We start from the raw sequence: 15,641 nt of genomic DNA, 5'->3' as shown, positions 1-15,641 counted from the left end.
ACAACGATAAAATAAACTCAAGCTTTTTTTAACATAAACGGATAGGAGACGGGCTGTATGATTTATCTTGATTACGCGGCGGGAGCGCCTTTAAGCAAAGAAGCCGCGAAAGTCTTTCAGCATCTCAGCACAGAGGTATACGGCAATGCAAGCAGCCTTCATGACGCCGGAGGAAGAGCGGCGGACGTGCTGGAATATTGCAGACATTCTGCAGGCAAATTGATCGGCGGAGCGGCAGACGGCATTTACTTTACAAGCGGCGGAACGGAAGCGAACATCCTGGCCGTCCAATCATTGCTGCACGGCCTGCCCGATCACAAAAAACATTTTATTACGACCGCAATGGAACACCATTCGATCCATAATGCCGCTGCGTTTTTAGCTGACCGTGGAATTGATGTCACCATCATATATCCTGACGAAAACGGCCTTATAACCGAGGACATACTGGCGGCTCATATCCGTCCTGACACGGGGCTCGTTTCCATACAGCACGCCAATTCAGAAACCGGCCTCATCCAGCCTGTGAATCGTCTGGCCGCTTTTCTTCACCAGAGAAACATTTTGCTGCATTGCGATTGTGTTCAAAGTTTCGGCAAACTGCCGATTGATGCGGATCAGGCGGGAATCGACGCCCTTTCCGTCTCCGGTCATAAAGTATACGGCCCGAAAGGCACCGGGGCTGTTTACATTCGGCCCGGTGTCAGCTGGAACCCGGTTTATCCGCATACCGTGCATGAAAACGGGTTCAGGCCCGGTACGGTGAATGTGCCGGCCATCGGCGCTTTTACCGCTGCTGCGGAGTATGCAGTGAAACATATGGAGGAACACCGTGAGCATGCTGACAGGCTGAGGAATTATTTGTATGACCAAATTCGGCGTCAAGGCCTCCCCATTTCATTTTCAGAGGAAGAAACCGGCGGTGAATGCCTGCCCCACATTGTCGGGTGTTTTTTTCACTCCTTTGAAGGACAATATATTATGTTAGAATGTAATCGTAACGATATTTGCATCTCAACCGGGAGCGCATGTTCCGCCGGCAGCCACGGCCCTTCTTCAGCTATGAAGGCGCTGAGAAAAACCGAACGGGAAGCGCGGCAGTTTTTCCGGATCTCATTCGGAAACGAAACAACATGTGAACAGCTCGATATGCTGATACATACATTTACGGCGCTATGGGAGCAAAAGAAAGGAGAATCAGCAATTTGACAGAAGGAACGAAGCTTACTGGGGAGAAAAGACGCGACATGCTGCTTCATTGGCTGAAAGAAGCCGGCTCGCCATTAACAGGAGGCGAATTGGCCAAAAAAGCAAATGTCTCAAGACAGGTGATCGTGCAGGACATATCGCTTTTGAAAGCAAAAAACGAGCCGATTATCGCGACGAGCCAAGGCTACTTATACATCAGCATGAATGCCGGCGGCGAAAAAAATGCCGAACGGATTGTCGCCTGTCTGCACGGCCCGGAGCGGACGGAAGAAGAGCTTGCACTTATTGTCGATGAAGGCGTCACCATAAAGGACGTCATAATTGAACACCCCGTATACGGCGATTTAACCGCCGCCATAAGAGTCAGTACACGGAAAGAAGTCAAACAATTCATGGATCACATTAACTCGACAAATGCCGCTTACCTTTCACAGCTGACCGGAGGCGTGCACCTCCATACGTTAAGCGCCCCGACAAAAGAGCGGATTGACCAAGCCTGCCAAGCGCTGGACGACGCGGGTATTTTAATAAAAGATTAAAAAAAAGCCCCCTGAAGGGCTTTTTTTATCTCGAATAGGATTGATATGTTCCCAGAAGCTTGACCCGGCAGCCGAGGGCTTCCATCTCTTGAACGGCACCGGGAATGAGAACCTGATCCATCGCCTGTTCAATATCAATAATAAAGAAATAGTTGCCGAGACCCGTTTTTGTCGGCCGCGATTCGATCTTTGATAAATTCAGGTTTCTCCATGAAAAAGCGGACAGCACCCTGTGCAGCGCACCTGATTGGTCATCTTGGGGAAGCGTTACCATCATCGTCGTTTTCGGCCGTGAAGACAGTTTCGCATTCACTTCGAATGAGACGTCTTTTTCAGGCGAAAGAATGACAAATCTCGTGTGGTTGTCCTGATAATCCTGTATATCCCGCTTCACGATGCTCAATCCGTATGTAGCGGCGGCCATTTCATTTGCAATCACGCCGATCGGAAGGTCCGAATGCTCACTGACATACTTAGCAGCCGCACCTGTTGACTTCGCATACTCATAAGGAACGGACGAAAAATGCCGGTGAAGAAATTTGTGGCATTGCGCAATCGCATGGGAATGAGAATAAATTTTCTCAAGTTTTTTCCACTCATTTTCTCTCGAAGGGTGAACGAGCAGATGCTGGTGAATCGGCAGCGTCATTTCCCCCACGATCGCAAGAGGCTGCTCATGAATCAAATAGTCAATCGTTAAGTTAACCGAGCCTTCCAGCGCGTTTTCCAAAGGAACAAATGCAAGATCAACTTCTCCCGCAACCGCCGCATCCATGCATGCCGGTATTGTTTGATAAGGTGCTTGTGTCACGCTGTTTTGAAAGCAGGAACTGACTGCTAGATGTGTAAATGTGGCTTCTGGCCCTAAATAACCGACTTTCATGTCTCTTCTCTCCTTACGCGCCTGACCCTAAGATCTCAACTTTTTCTATAAAATCAAATTTTCTCAGTTTATTCATTAACGTATGAATGTTTTCTTCCATTGCGGACGTACTGATTGAGAGCGTGACATTCGCCCTGCCCTGAAGCGGAATCGTCTGGTGAATGGAAAGCACGTTGCTTCCTGAGTCAGCCACCGCCTGCAATAGCTGGGATAACGCGCCTGACCGATCCTCCAAATGAAAGAAAAGTGTGATTATTTGTTCTTTAACCATCGTGTAAAAAGGGAAAACCGCATCTCGGTATTTGTAAAAAGCGCTTCTGCTTAAATCAACTTTCTGCACAGCATCTGCAACCGATTCAGCCTTTTTTCTGTCGAGCAGCTTTTTGACTTCAAGGGTTTTTCGCATCGCATCAGGCAGAACGTCTTCACGCACTAAATAAAATGTCTCTTCTTTCACCTGCACCCCTCCCTTTTACATCAGAGAGCCTGCATTGCAAGCTCTCCGTTTTTTTAATCAATAAATTCAAATTCAAATTCCAGAAGCCGGATGATATCGCCGTCTTTAGCACCGCGTTCTCTGAGCGCTTCATCAACGCCCATACCGCGCATCTGTCTTGCAAAACGCTTGACGGATTCGTCACGGGAAAAATCAGTCATTTTAAAGAGGCGTTCCAGGCTGTCACCTGAAAGCACAAACGCGCCGTCCGGATCACGGGTAATGTTAAATGGAATTTCTTCATCTTCCATCGTGTACATTACGCGGTTTTCCGCCAGTTCTTCTTCATCATACAGCGGGAATTCAGGCGTTGTTTCCAGCTGGTTGGCGACTTCAAACAGAAGATCGCGGAGCCCTTCTCTCGTCACAGCGCTGATCGGGAAGACAGGATGGTCATCCTGAAGCTTTTCTTTAAACGCTTTAAGATTTTCAGCCGCTTCGGGCATGTCCATTTTATTCGCAACGATAATTTGCGGACGCTCCGTCAGCCGCAGATTATATTCACTGAGCTCCTGATTAATGGTGACATAATCCTCATACGGATCACGGCCTTCCATCGCTGACATGTCAATGACGTGAACGATGACGCGCGTCCGTTCGATATGGCGGAGAAATTGGTGGCCTAAGCCGACTCCTTCGTGCGCTCCTTCAATCAGGCCGGGCAGATCCGCCATGACGAAGCTTCTTCCGTCATCCGTTTCCACCATGCCCAGATTCGGAACAAGCGTTGTAAAATGATAATCGGCGATTTTCGGCTTTGCCGATGAAACGACAGACAGAAGCGTAGATTTTCCGACGCTCGGGAAGCCGACGAGACCTACGTCTGCAAGCACTTTCAGTTCAAGCACGATATAGCGCTCTTTTCCGGGCTCTCCGTGCTCTGACAGCTGCGGTGCCGGGTTGGCCGGTGTCGCAAAGCGGGTATTTCCGCGTCCGCCGCGTCCGCCTTTTGCGATGACGGCACGCTGCCCGTGCTCAGTCAGATCGGCAATGACCTGTTTTGTATCGTCATCCGTTACGACTGTGCCGGGCGGAACTTTAACAACCATATCGTCCGCATTTCTGCCGTGCTGGTTTTTAGACATGCCGTGCTCGCCGCGTATCGCTTTGAAATGCCGCTGGTACCGGAAGTCCATGAGCGTGCGCAGTCCTTCATCAACCTCAAAAACGACGTCGCCTCCATTACCTCCGTCACCGCCGGCAGGCCCGCCTTTCGGCACATATTTTTCACGGCGGAACGCAACCATTCCGTTACCGCCGTCGCCGCCTTTTACATATACTTTCACCTGATCTACAAACATAATATCCTCCGTTCTAAACCGTAAAAAACCGCTAGTTCATTCCAATTTCGGCCACACATTCATGGCCGGTCAGCTCAAATTGCATGACATCAAAGTCCTCATGCCGGGATTTGCGAAATTCATCAAACACATCTGCATTTGCAATCGTTCCATGAAAATCGAGATATACAATAAGCTGTCTGTCAGGGTGATCCGTCTGCAGCGATACGGTCAGATGATTTTCACTTTCATTGTTTACCGCCAGACCGAACAGATGAAACAGTTTTCTCATCAGGTTCGACAGCTTTTGATCATATGCCGATAAATCTTTAATTTCTCCGAGCACTTCGTATTCGAGCCTCATATAACGGGACTTCCAATTAAATGTAAGAAAGTCAAACGCCAAGTGCGGGGTTTTCAGGTTTGAGAGCTTTGATTCGTGCTTTGCATCTATGACCATTTCGTCAATAATTTCAACGACCCTGTCATACTTCTGCAAACTTAAGTTTCCTTTTATCAGCTGCAGCTTATTCATCCAATCATGACGGAAATGGCCCATTAATTGGATCAGCTCATTGATCAGAGCCGCATCGCTTACAGGTTCTTCTTGTTTCTTCGATACATCCTTCATTTTCGCACTCCCAATCGTTTAATTTCTTTTTAGGAGTCTTGATAAGTGTGTACTATGAATTATAACAGAGAAGGCTTTGTTAAAAAAACACTTGTTTTTCCTGGTTCATCATGTTCCTTTTTCGGATCGCATACAATGCGGATGCCAGGCAGAAACATTTTTGGTATCACTGCTTGGGGAACATATCCAGTGGGTATGGGAAGCTGATGTCCTCATTCAAGGCGGGGTTCACTCACGCATCCTCTGCTTTTCATTCTTGATGTTACTCCGCTTACTGCAAAAAAAACTCCAGTCAACGACCGGAGTTTTTTGTGTCATTATTGAGCTACAGGATATACGCTCACTTTTTTGCGGTCACGGCCGAAACGTTCGAATTTAACAGTTCCGTCGATTTTAGCAAAAAGAGTGTCATCTCCTCCGCGGCCCACGTTTTCACCTGGGTAGATTTTCGTTCCGCGTTGACGGTAAAGGATAGATCCGCCTGTTACGAATTGACCGTCTGCACGTTTAGCGCCTAAACGTTTAGATTCAGAGTCACGTCCGTTCTTTGTAGAACCTACACCTTTTTTAGAAGCGAAAAACTGAAGATCTAATCTAAGCATGTAACTCACCTCCTATATTTGGTTTGCAGTCAACCGTAAGTGTTCACTGTAATCCCGCTCGATCGTTTCAAGAGAAACAATCATGCCTTCAATCAGCAGCTGCGCTTTTTGCAAAGCTTCCTGATCAGCGGCTTCAGGGAATTCAAAGTAGAAATAACCCCCGTCCTCGCCTATATCAAGAATCGGTTCGAGAGGAGCCAGCGCGATAACCGCATTGACCGCTCCGAAAACGACAGCCGTGACCCCGGCGCATACGAGATCTCGTCCATGTTCAGCAAAATCGGCATGTCCCGTCATTTCAAAGGACAATATGCCCCCGTCATTCCGGGATCTTCGAATTGTTGCCTCAATCATGCTTACGCGTTGATTTTTTCGATTGTCAATTTAGTATAAGGCTGACGATGACCTTGTTTTTTATGAACATTTTTCTTTGGCTTGTAACGGAAAACAGTGATTTTTTTCGCACGGCCTTGTTTTTCAACTTTAGCTGTAACTGTCGCGCCTGCAACTGTTGGGTTGCCGACTTTCACGCTGTCTCCGCCAACAAACAATACGTCTTCAAACGTCACTGTTTCACCTGCTTCAGCAGCAAGTTTTTCGATGTAAACAGTTTGACCTTCTTCAACTTTGATTTGTTTTCCGCCTGTTTTAATGATTGCGTACATTCTCTGCACCTCCTATTAGACTAAGACTCGCCAGCAACAGGGGGCTTTAAAGCTCTTATCACCTGTCCCGAGCGGTTGTAGCATTGGTGCTACATCCATAACATTAAAAAATATATCAGAACCAAAAGGATATGTCAATCTATTTCTAGTAAGGCAGCAGCAGGTCTTCCATAGAGGAATCTGTCCGTTTATCGGCAAAATACGCATGAAGCACTTCATTTTCATCGAGCTGGCTGAGCTTTTCGCCGGCTTTTTCAACGATAATGGGGTGCTTGCATCCCCGTTTGAATTCGGCCATGACATGCTTTACTTTGGCATCGGCCGCGACCGTCAAAGGATGCAGCATGGCGACATCGCGGTTTTTGCCGTAGTATCTCTCCAAAAGAAACCTCAGCTGAATATAATGCCGCTTCCGGTATTCATCCCATAAAGAAGCGGCGAGAAAGACGAACAGCACCCATGCGCTGACCTGAAGGGGGACGGCCAGCACAATCCAGCAGCAGAGCAAAAGCGCGGAAACGGCCGATGTCTGCAGGCTGAGGAGATGCGCTTTTTGAAAAGCCATTTGTTTAGAGAAGTATAAAAACACGAACTTTCCGCCGTCAAGCGGCCAGATCGGCAAAAGATTGATGAAAAGAATGGAGAGATTATAAAAGGTAAACATCTCAAATGTCTGCTCACTTGCAAAGCCTGACATGAAAAAGAGCCAGGCTGCCGCCTGAAGCCACACATGCTGAAGCGGGCCCGCCAGAATGACCGCGAATTCCTCTTTAAGCGGCCGGTTTCCGTGCTCCTCCACCTCAACCGTCCCGCCGAAAGGGAGCAGAAAGATGCGTTTAATGCGCCACGAAAAAAACACAGCCAGAGCAGCATGCCCCAGCTCATGAACGGATACGACCAGCAAAAGACACAGCAGCGCTTTGATGTGCCCCGTCATAAGACCAAGCCCCATGATAATCCAAAGAAAAGGATGGACATGAATTTTAAAAAGGAGGATGAGCCATTTATTCATCAAATGTGATCACCTGGATCGGATCTATGAATTTATCGCCATCCTGGATCGCGAAATAGTACTGGCCTTTACTTTTATCGTTGAGCTTGATCGAACCGATCTTTTTCCCTTTATCGACAAAGTCGTACAATGAAACATTAACATCTTTTAGCCGGCCGTAAATGCTGCTGGTATTGTCGGCGTGCTGCACCTTCACCGTCAGTCCTGTTTTTTTATCTTTGCTCACTTCCATAATGTAGCCTTCTTTTACGCTGTCAATGGCTTCGCTGGCGGTTTCGACGACGACGCCTTCTCCGTTATTTTGAAAGTCCTGCTGGATTTTCCCCGCGGCAGGAACGGCCATATCCTGACTGACCGCCACCTGACCGTCCTTCTTTTTCGTTCCCGGCGTAAGAAAAGCGAGCGGGTTTCCGAAGGAAGATACGAACCAATTGCTTACGGCAGCAAACTGAAATTCTTTTTGAAAGGTTTGTGCGATCGCCGGTTTGATCTGACTCAGCGGCTGTTTGTCAGTTTTATAGGCAATAGCGGAGATCAGTACGAGACAGGCGGCCAGCAGGCATTTTAAAATAATAGAATGAGCACTGATCAATGGATGCCGTCCGTTAAATTCGGGCGGGTGTTCCGTTTGATATTCGTAGTCCGGTAGAAGCTTGTGCTTTTCCTGCTCCTTGACCGTCTGCCACGCGGGAAAATTCTGCGTTTGGGCGTTTTGAACGAAAGTCCGTTTTGATTCAGGCCGCTGTTTTCTTCTTTTGGCCAGTCTTTTTCTAATTTCATCAGCTCTGTGACTCATCGCCATCATCCTTTGCAATCGTTGGGTTTGTACATCCTATGTCTTGTCCATTGCAAATATGCGCTCTTGAAAAACAAAAAAGACCTGATAAGCTGGGCTTCATCAGATCTTTGTATTCTGGTATATATTATGAACGCACGCCGAAAAATGACTTGATTTTCGCCATCATCCCTTTTTGCTGCTCTTCAAGCACCTGCAAAGGAACGGATTCTCCTAAAATGCGCCGGGCGATATTGCGGTACGCAATGCTGGCGCGGTTTTTGGAATTCATGGCAATCGGTTCGCCGATATTTGAAGCCCTGATCACTTCATCATCGTCAGCAACGATTCCGAGGAGATCAATAGACAGATGATGAACAACTTCATCCACATCCATCGTGTCACCGTTTTTCACCAGATGATTTCTGATGCGGTTCACGATAAGGCGCGGCGGTTCGATATCTTCCTGCTCCAAAAGTCCGATAATGCGGTCAGCGTCCCGCACCGCTGATATTTCCGGCGTCGTCACAACAATCGCCTTATCAGCTCCGGAGACGGCATTTTTATAGCCTTGTTCAATTCCGGCCGGACAATCAATAATGACATAATCAAATTCCTGCTTAAGCTCCTGCACAAGCGATTTGATCTGCTCAGGGACAACAGCCGTCTTGTCGCTTGTCTGGGCAGCCGGCATTAAATGAAGCAGATCATCAAAACGTTTGTCTTTGACAAGCGCCTGATGCGTCTTGCATCTGCCTTCAATTACATCTACTAAGTCGTAAATAATTCTGTTTTCAAGACCCATTACGACATCAAGGTTGCGCAGTCCGATATCTGTGTCTACCAAACAGACGCGCTTCCCTAAAATGGCTAAGGCGGTACCGAGGTTTGCAGATGTTGTTGTTTTACCTACTCCGCCTTTTCCCGAAGTTATTACGATAGCCTCACCCAATTTCACATTCCTCCCTCAAGCCTTGTTAGATCAGGTCTTAAATGAGCCAATTGCTGAAGGCGTTCAATGACCATATTTCCGTCAGTATCTAAATAAGCACATTCCATGTCGTTCCCTTTTTGAATGTGGTCTGGGGAGCGATTTAACACGTGATTGATCCTCAATTGTGTCGGCATCATTTCTGATGCGGCGATCACAGCCCGGTTATTTCCGTTATAACCCGCGTGGGCAATCCCTTTTAATGAACCGAGAACAAATATATTTCCTCCGGCTCTGATCGTACCGCCGGGATTCACATCTCCGATTAAAAGCAAATCTCCCGTCACGTGAAGCACCTGGCCCGAACGGACGATTTTGGAAACAGAAACAATTTCCTGCTCCTCTTTCATCCGCTGCGCTTCTTCTTTGGCGATGACTTCACTGTCAATTGAATGCACGACTAAATCTTTCTTTGACGCGATCAGATCAGTCAGCTGCTCTGCCTGTTCCTGATACAGATACCGATGCCCGAGTTTAATATGAACACTGATTTTTTGGCCTTTGCCATCAGTATATTGTTCAATCGACAGCATGTTTTGAAGACCATCGAGAAGCTCATCAAAAGAACACGCATCATCCAGATGCAATGTTAAGCCGTTTTTTGTTCCTTTTATTGTTACATATTGCTGCTTTTTGGTCTTCATCAATGTTCACCTCAACAACATACTCTTTTCGTCAAAAAAAGATAAAATCCTTTTTACTCATCTCTTAATTCTTTCTTCAGACTTATATAAAACAGCCTGAAGGGCAGGACTAATATAACGGCTCCCGCAATATTCAGCAAAGCGGTCGGCAAGAACCTCTGAATGACAAAATCGTTAAATGTCATTGTGCCGCTGCGGATTAACGTCTGAATGCCGTAGACGTAAAATTCAAGCACACATACGCTCAGCACCGCAACCAGAATGACCATCAGGGCGTTTGTCTGCAGCACTTTAAACGCTTTGGCCGCCAGATAGCATAAACCGGCAAAACCAAACATATAAACGCCTAAAACACCCGTATAATTGATGTCATAAAGAAATCCGAAAATCAAACCGTAGATCACCGCATGCTTTTGGTTGATATAAGCGGACATAAAAATCAGCGCAAGCAAAAGAAAATGCGGAACGACCTGCTGCTCGACGGAAACGAAAGGAAAACGCACCAGATCCGTATAGATGCTTTCCGCACAAAAGACCAAAATCATAATCAAAGGGAGAAGGAAACGTTTCACGATCCTTCCTCCCCTGTTGCTACGCTTCGGTTCACGACGATGACATGGTCAAGATCGTACAGGTCGGCAGCCGGTTTCACGTAAGCGATTTTCGTCAGGCCGTAAGCATCTGATTCTACATCGGTCACTTCCCCAACCGTCAGCCCTTGAGGAAATACGCCGCCCGTTCCGGATGTCTCCACGAGGTCACCTTTTTTCACTTCACGTTTTTCATCCGGCTCAAGGATGGTCATTTTCAGAGTCTGTTTCTTTTTATCATACCCTTCAATTAAACCGTAGCCTTTGCTGCCCTTTTTGCCGGAGATTTTGGTGGCCACTCTGTTATTGCGGTCAACATCGCTCAGCAGCTGAACGGCGGATGTGAAACTGTTGAGTCCGCTGCTTTTGATCTTTCCGACCAGCGCACCCTTTTCGTTCGTGACAGCCATGTCTTTGGCCACTTTCTGCTTCGTTCCCTTATTGATCATGATCTGCTTGTACCATTGATCAGGGTTTCTGGCGATAACGGTCGCTAAAATCGGATCATAGTCGGAAATTGATTTGACATGCCCGAGTTCATCACGCAGCTTCTTGTTTTCATCTTTGAGTTCTTGGAGCTTCGCTTCATATTGTGTCTGTCCGTCCAGCTTTTGTCTTAAGCGTTCGTTTTCCTTGTACGTGTTTTTCAGGTCTTTTATGTCCCCGAAGAACCCTGCAAAATATTCGGCAGGCGTGTGAAAAATGTTTTGAAATACTCCCGTCGTATCACCGATCAGCTTTTCAGGCCAGGTGGTATTACGGCCGTTCTTCAGCGAGAATCCAATCATAGCCACCAATATGATAATACACAGAAGTAATAGCATTAACCGTTTGTTCGGCATCGTGATACACCTCTTCTATTTAACTCCTGATTATCTTGTTTTTCCTTTGAAAAGATGGATGTGCTCCAGTGCTTTTCCAGTGCCGATCGCAACACAATCCAGCGGATCTTCAGCGATAAGAACAGGCATTTTCGTTTCGTCGCTGATGACTTTGTCGAGATTGCGGAGCAGGGCGCCTCCCCCTGTTAATACAATACCTCTGTCCATAATATCAGCGGCCAGCTCAGGCGGTGTTTTTTCAAGCGTGCTCTTCACCGCGTCAACGATTGAGAGAACTGTATCACGCAGTGCATTTGCAATTTCCGTTCCCGTGATTTCGATCGTTTTCGGCAGACCTGTCAGAAGATCGCGGCCGCGGATTTCCATTGACGCATTTTCTTCACCGGTTTCTGCTGAACCGATTTCCATTTTAATAGCTTCCGCCGTACGGTCACCGATCATCAGATTATATGTTTTTCTGATATAGCTGATGATTGAGTCGTCCATTTCGTCACCGGCTACGCGGATTGACTGAGACGTGACAATGCCGCCTAAAGAAATGATCGCCACTTCAGTTGTTCCGCCGCCGATATCAACGACCATGCTGCCCGTCGGCTCCCATACCGGAAGATTCGCGCCGATTGCTGCCGCAAACGGTTCTTCAATCGGATAAGCGTCACGTGCGCCCGCTTGTCTTGTCGCATCGATGACCGCCCGTTCTTCAACGGCCGTAATACCTGACGGCACACACACCATAACGTAAGGCTTTCTCGCAAACAATCCTTTATTTTTCACAGCCTGATTAATGTAGTATTTCATCATTGTCGCAGTTGTTTCATAGTCAGCGATAACGCCGTCTTTCATCGGACGGAGCGCGACCACGTTGCCCGGAGTTCTTCCGATCATGTTTTTCGCATCGTTACCGACCGCAACGATGGACTTCGTATCCGTTTGCAGAGCAACGACAGACGGCTCTCTCACTACGATTCCTTTTCCTTTAACAAACACAAGCGTATTCGCGGTTCCCAAATCTATACCAAGGTCTCTTGTACCAATTCCGAACATATGTATGTATCTTCCTTTCTTAAAGCAAAAATACCCTAAAGGGAAAAACTCATAAAATCTATTATATCTTAAATCAACGAAAAAAAAAGTGTTACAAATATCCTTTTTCCTTTAAACTCACAAATTTTTTGTCACCAATGACCAAATGATCCAGCAGCTCGATGCCGATTAAATTTCCGCACTCAAAAAGCCGCCTGGTTACCTCTATATCTTCCCTGCTCGGTGTAGGATCTCCTGAAGGATGATTGTGAACACAAATGAAGGACGCGGCGGATCGTTTGAAAGCTTCTTTAAACACCTCCCGCGGGTGGACAATAGATGAATTCAGACTTCCGATAAAAACGGTGCGTTTATGAATGACTTGATTTTTGGTATTTAAATATAAACAGACAAAATGCTCCTGGGATAAAAAGCGCATATCCTCCATCACATACTTCGCCCCGTCTTCCGGAGAGCGGATGACGCAATGCTCCCCGGCGGATGTCTTATGAATGCGGCTCCCCAGCTCAATTGCGGCAAGAATCTGAACGGCTTTCACCGTGCCGATTCCCGGAATGCTGGAAAGCTCCTGGGCAGAGGCGCCTTTTAACAGTCGCAGCCCGTCAAACGTCCGCAGCAGCCGGTGAGCGAGGTTCATGACGGACTCATGTTTCGTTCCCGTCCTCAGCAGGATGGCGAGCAATTCATTGTTAGAGAGATGTTCGGCTCCGAAGTGCAGAAGCCGCTCTCTCGGTTTTTCTTTTTCGGGGAAATCTCTTAATTTTAACGGCAGATCACGGATGATCAACCCCTCCTTGTTCCCCTTCCCGGTTTGAACATCAAGCTTTTATATTAAATTCTTTCAAGGCTCTCATTGTTTTAGCGACAGGAAGCCCGACGACAGAATAAAAATCACCGTCTATTTTTTTCACTAAAAGCGCGCCTTTTCCTTGGATGCCGTATGCACCTGCTTTATCCATCGGTTCTTTTGTTTCAATGTAGAGCTGTATGTCGTCTTCACTGAGCGGCCAAAACGTCACTTCCGTCGTGTCACAGAACGTTTCTTTCCGGTCATGCGTCTGAATGCTGACCGCCGTAATGACTTGATGGCTTCGGCCGGAAAGCCTCCGCAGCATGTGTGCCGCTTCTTCTCTGTCATGCGGTTTGCCGAGGCATTCGCCGTCTATGCACACCATCGTGTCAGCCCCGATAACGACTGCATCGGGATTTTCGGCCAATACAGCACCGGCTTTTTGCTCGGCCAAACATTGGACGTTTTCTTCCGGCGAAAGGTTTCGATTTAATTTTTCTTCTGTGCGGCTTGCAATAATGCTGTAAGGAATCTGAAGAAGAGTAAGGAGTTCTTTTCTTCGCGGAGATTGTGATGCGAGTATTAAGCGTTTTGTCATGATTGTCATCCTTTCAGGGTTTGCTTAAGAAAAAAAGATACTTGTCTATCCTACCAAATCAAACGGGCAACCACAATTTCAGAAAAATAACTTTTTGATGACAAAATAAAAAATCCCGCCGGATGACGGGGAATGAGATACTATTTTACAACACTTAAAAGCTCTTTTTGGGCTTTCCAGCCGGATTCTGAACCCGGCGTTTCCAGTTCTTTCAGCGCTTGAAGCACGGCCTCTTTCTGCTTTTTGTCAGCGGCGTCTGCACCGTCTGCCGCTTTTGCCGCTTCAGCCACTTCCGTTTTTGAAAGATCTTTGCCGGTAATCGCTTTGGCGGAGAGCTCAGATGCTTGTTTAAAAGAGTCTTCCAGTCCTGAATCGACCGCAAAGCTGAGCTCTTTTCCGCCCCAAGCCTCAAAATCATGGTCTATCAGTGTCTGACCCAATTGCTGTGATAGGCTTTTTTCCGCTGCAAGCCCGGCGATCACGTATGTGTATCCGTCTTCTTTAGCCAGAGAGACGGCCGAGTATCCTTTTTCAGTCAGCTGGTCAACAAGGGTTTGCGCTCCTTTTTCTGATGAAAATTTTCCGGCCTGCACCGCATATGTTTTATAGTTTCCCTCTGAAGATTCCGCATCTCCTGTGCCGGCTGTTTCAGATTTGTCTTTAGAAACATCTCCCGCTTTCGCCGTCTGCCCTTGTGAACCTTTGTCAGCTGATGCTGGAGCGGAGGCTTCTTTACTTCCCGACATATTTAAGGCGACAAGGCCGAGCCCGGTGCCTAAAACAGCCGCAACAGCAATTGTCGTGACCGCTTTTTTAACTGGAGAAGACGGCTGCTTTGTTTTCGGAAAATGAGGGCCGTTTTTTTTCTTCTGGTATGGCGGAACGACTTTCGGGTCATCTTCAAATACCTCAGAATTCTTCTCATGATCCCAATTGAAATCTTCTTCTTTCGGATCTTCATGGGATGCAGCGGTCTCCTGCTCCGCCTTTTTTGTTTCTTCCCAATTTGAAAATGTGACGGTTTTCTCCCCGCCTTCTTTCACATCTTCTTGTCCATACATCGTTTCTTCTTGTCCGTTAATGGTTACTTTAAGGGCATTGTTTTTTGCGTTGCTGTGCTTTTTGCTCTTCCTTTTTTTCAACGTCTCTTCCCCCTTGCATTCGTCTTGGCCGTACTTTGAACTGATCATGGTTCACACTTTAGCATAGGCGAAAAAAAAAAGAACAAGACTTTTGTCGTCTTGTCCAAAAAACGTTCGCCAAATTTTTCAAGCCCCGCCTGAAGCGAGCTTGATGTAAAACGAAAACAGCTCTTCACCGTATAAATAACTCAAAGCGCTCCCGGCTGAGATGGCCGGCGCAAACGGAAATGGCTGCTTTTTACCAAGCCTGCCCCGGGCTGCGGCGCACATACCGTATACGGCTCCGATCATAACGGAAAGAAAGAATGCAATGAGCACGAGCTTCACGCCGAGCGTCAGGCCGATCACCCCAAACAGTTTCACATCACCTGCGCCGATGCCTCCTTTACTGACAAACATGATAAAAACAAGCAGAAAAAATCCGCAAACGGCTCCGGCAAACCCTGCATACCATGAATCCAGCGGAGAAAACATACGGCCGGCGATAAAAAGCGGAAGAAAAAACAGCAGAACCTTGTCAGGAATCAGCATATATTGCAGATCCGTCACGGTAACAATCATGAGCAGAGACAGAAATAACAGCGCGACTAACAGTTCTTTTGAGAAACCGAAATGAATGCCTGCAGCCGTGAATAAACACGCCGTCCAGCATTCCGCCGCCGGATACATAACCGACAGCTTTGCACGGCAGTTTCTGCATCTGCCTCTTTGCAGAATATAGGAAACGACGGGCACAAGCTCCCCCCAGGAGAGCGGCAAGCGGCAAAACGAACAGGCTGAACGCGGCGAAATAACCGAGATTCGCAGCGGGATACGGCACGCTGCTGTATAAAAAAAAGAACCGAAAATCAAGCCGAGAAAAAACAGAATCAAAAGCACTCAGACCACACCTTTACTATCAATCTGGC

20 protein-coding genes and 1 other annotated feature are annotated in these 15,641 nt (G+C 47.2%); of the genes, 2 read left to right on the top strand and 18 right to left on the bottom strand.

The genetic code is table 11. The annotated features are described in order from the left end of the window. Window positions 1-57: 57 nt before the first annotated feature. Window positions 58-1,209 carry an IscS subfamily cysteine desulfurase gene (locus BGM27_RS06130; RefSeq protein ID WP_007408177.1) on the top strand — a complete coding sequence of 384 codons (1,152 nt, stop codon included), beginning with the start codon at window positions 58-60 and terminating at the stop codon, window positions 1,207-1,209. Next, the gene (locus tag BGM27_RS06125; protein ID WP_012118101.1) at window positions 1,206-1,748 is read left to right on the top strand and encodes a transcription repressor NadR; all 543 of its coding nucleotides are present in this window, start codon (window positions 1,206-1,208) and stop codon (window positions 1,746-1,748) included. The genes BGM27_RS06130 and BGM27_RS06125 overlap by 4 nt, the downstream gene beginning before the upstream one ends. Before the next feature lie 25 nt (window positions 1,749-1,773). On the opposite strand, the gene pheA is transcribed toward BGM27_RS06125, so the two are convergent. The 18 genes from pheA to BGM27_RS06035 all read right to left on the bottom strand — a co-directional run bounded on the left by pheA (window position 1,774) and on the right by BGM27_RS06035 (window position 15,612). Next, window positions 1,774-2,631: a prephenate dehydratase gene (pheA, locus tag BGM27_RS06120; protein ID WP_007408174.1), complete on the bottom strand. Its 858-nt coding sequence runs from the start codon at window positions 2,629-2,631 to the stop codon at window positions 1,774-1,776. 13 nt (window positions 2,632-2,644) lie between these two features. After that, window positions 2,645-3,088: a transcriptional regulator ThrR gene (gene thrR, locus BGM27_RS06115; RefSeq protein WP_007408173.1), complete on the bottom strand. Its 444-nt coding sequence runs from the start codon at window positions 3,086-3,088 to the stop codon at window positions 2,645-2,647. A gap of 53 nt (window positions 3,089-3,141) precedes the next feature. Then, entirely contained in the window at window positions 3,142-4,428 is a 1,287-nt protein-coding gene (gene obgE, locus BGM27_RS06110; protein ID WP_007408172.1) for a GTPase ObgE, read from the bottom strand. 31 nt (window positions 4,429-4,459) lie between these two features. Further along, window positions 4,460-5,038: a sporulation initiation phosphotransferase B gene (locus BGM27_RS06105; RefSeq protein ID WP_007408171.1), complete on the bottom strand. Its 579-nt coding sequence runs from the start codon at window positions 5,036-5,038 to the stop codon at window positions 4,460-4,462. A 317-nt stretch (window positions 5,039-5,355) separates the two neighbouring features. Then, window positions 5,356-5,640, bottom strand: a complete 285-nt coding sequence (rpmA, locus tag BGM27_RS06100; protein ID WP_003152662.1) for a 50S ribosomal protein L27 — start codon at window positions 5,638-5,640, stop codon at window positions 5,356-5,358. Between the two features lie 12 nt (window positions 5,641-5,652). Then, on the bottom strand, window positions 5,653-5,994 hold the full coding sequence (locus tag BGM27_RS06095) for a ribosomal-processing cysteine protease Prp (protein ID WP_012118103.1): 342 nt from the start codon (window positions 5,992-5,994) through the stop codon (window positions 5,653-5,655). 2 nt (window positions 5,995-5,996) lie between these two features. Continuing rightward, complete coding sequence (gene rplU / locus BGM27_RS06090) at window positions 5,997-6,305, bottom strand: 50S ribosomal protein L21 (protein ID WP_003152660.1); 309 nt, start codon at window positions 6,303-6,305, stop codon at window positions 5,997-5,999. Between the two features lie 13 nt (window positions 6,306-6,318). After that, window positions 6,319-6,392: a sequence feature (ribosomal protein L21 leader region), on the bottom strand. A gap of 58 nt (window positions 6,393-6,450) precedes the next feature. Then, on the bottom strand, window positions 6,451-7,317 hold the full coding sequence (locus BGM27_RS06085) for a M50 family metallopeptidase (RefSeq protein WP_007408169.1): 867 nt from the start codon (window positions 7,315-7,317) through the stop codon (window positions 6,451-6,453). Next, entirely contained in the window at window positions 7,310-8,113 is an 804-nt protein-coding gene (locus BGM27_RS06080) for a M23 family metallopeptidase (protein ID WP_007408168.1), read from the bottom strand. Before BGM27_RS06080 ends, BGM27_RS06085 begins: the two co-directional genes overlap by 8 nt. Before the next feature lie 127 nt (window positions 8,114-8,240). Continuing rightward, window positions 8,241-9,044 (bottom strand): septum site-determining protein MinD, encoded by an 804-nt coding sequence (gene minD / locus BGM27_RS06075; protein ID WP_003152655.1) that lies wholly within the window; start codon window positions 9,042-9,044, stop codon window positions 8,241-8,243. Window positions 9,045-9,046: 2 nt separating this feature from the next. Then, entirely contained in the window at window positions 9,047-9,727 is a 681-nt protein-coding gene (gene minC, locus BGM27_RS06070) for a septum site-determining protein MinC (RefSeq protein ID WP_003152653.1), read from the bottom strand. A 53-nt stretch (window positions 9,728-9,780) separates the two neighbouring features. Continuing rightward, entirely contained in the window at window positions 9,781-10,299 is a 519-nt protein-coding gene (mreD, locus tag BGM27_RS06065) for a rod shape-determining protein MreD (protein ID WP_007408167.1), read from the bottom strand. After that, the gene (gene mreC / locus BGM27_RS06060) at window positions 10,296-11,159 is read right to left on the bottom strand and encodes a rod shape-determining protein MreC (RefSeq protein ID WP_007408166.1); all 864 of its coding nucleotides are present in this window, start codon (window positions 11,157-11,159) and stop codon (window positions 10,296-10,298) included. The genes mreD and mreC overlap by 4 nt, the downstream gene beginning before the upstream one ends. Window positions 11,160-11,189: 30 nt before the next feature. Next, window positions 11,190-12,203, bottom strand: a complete 1,014-nt coding sequence (gene mreB, locus BGM27_RS06055) for a cell shape-determining protein MreB (RefSeq protein ID WP_003152647.1) — start codon at window positions 12,201-12,203, stop codon at window positions 11,190-11,192. A gap of 91 nt (window positions 12,204-12,294) precedes the next feature. Beyond that, window positions 12,295-12,990 carry a RadC family protein gene (gene radC / locus BGM27_RS06050; RefSeq protein WP_007408165.1) on the bottom strand — a complete coding sequence of 232 codons (696 nt, stop codon included), beginning with the start codon at window positions 12,988-12,990 and terminating at the stop codon, window positions 12,295-12,297. Between the two features lie 31 nt (window positions 12,991-13,021). Next, window positions 13,022-13,591: a Maf family protein gene (locus tag BGM27_RS06045; protein WP_007408164.1), complete on the bottom strand. Its 570-nt coding sequence runs from the start codon at window positions 13,589-13,591 to the stop codon at window positions 13,022-13,024. A gap of 140 nt (window positions 13,592-13,731) precedes the next feature. Next, the gene (locus BGM27_RS06040) at window positions 13,732-14,733 is read right to left on the bottom strand and encodes an SPOR domain-containing protein (RefSeq protein ID WP_007408163.1); all 1,002 of its coding nucleotides are present in this window, start codon (window positions 14,731-14,733) and stop codon (window positions 13,732-13,734) included. 126 nt (window positions 14,734-14,859) lie between these two features. Beyond that, entirely contained in the window at window positions 14,860-15,612 is a 753-nt protein-coding gene (locus BGM27_RS06035) for a prepilin peptidase (RefSeq protein ID WP_007408162.1), read from the bottom strand. Between the last annotated feature and the right edge of the window lie 29 nt (window positions 15,613-15,641).

This window comes from Bacillus sp. FJAT-27001 (assembly GCF_019039175.1).
In the GTDB taxonomy this organism is placed as follows: Bacteria; Bacillota; Bacilli; order Bacillales; family Bacillaceae; genus Bacillus; species Bacillus velezensis.
The sequence above is the reverse complement of the archived record's forward strand: the minus strand, read 5'-3'. Positions and strand labels throughout refer to the sequence as shown.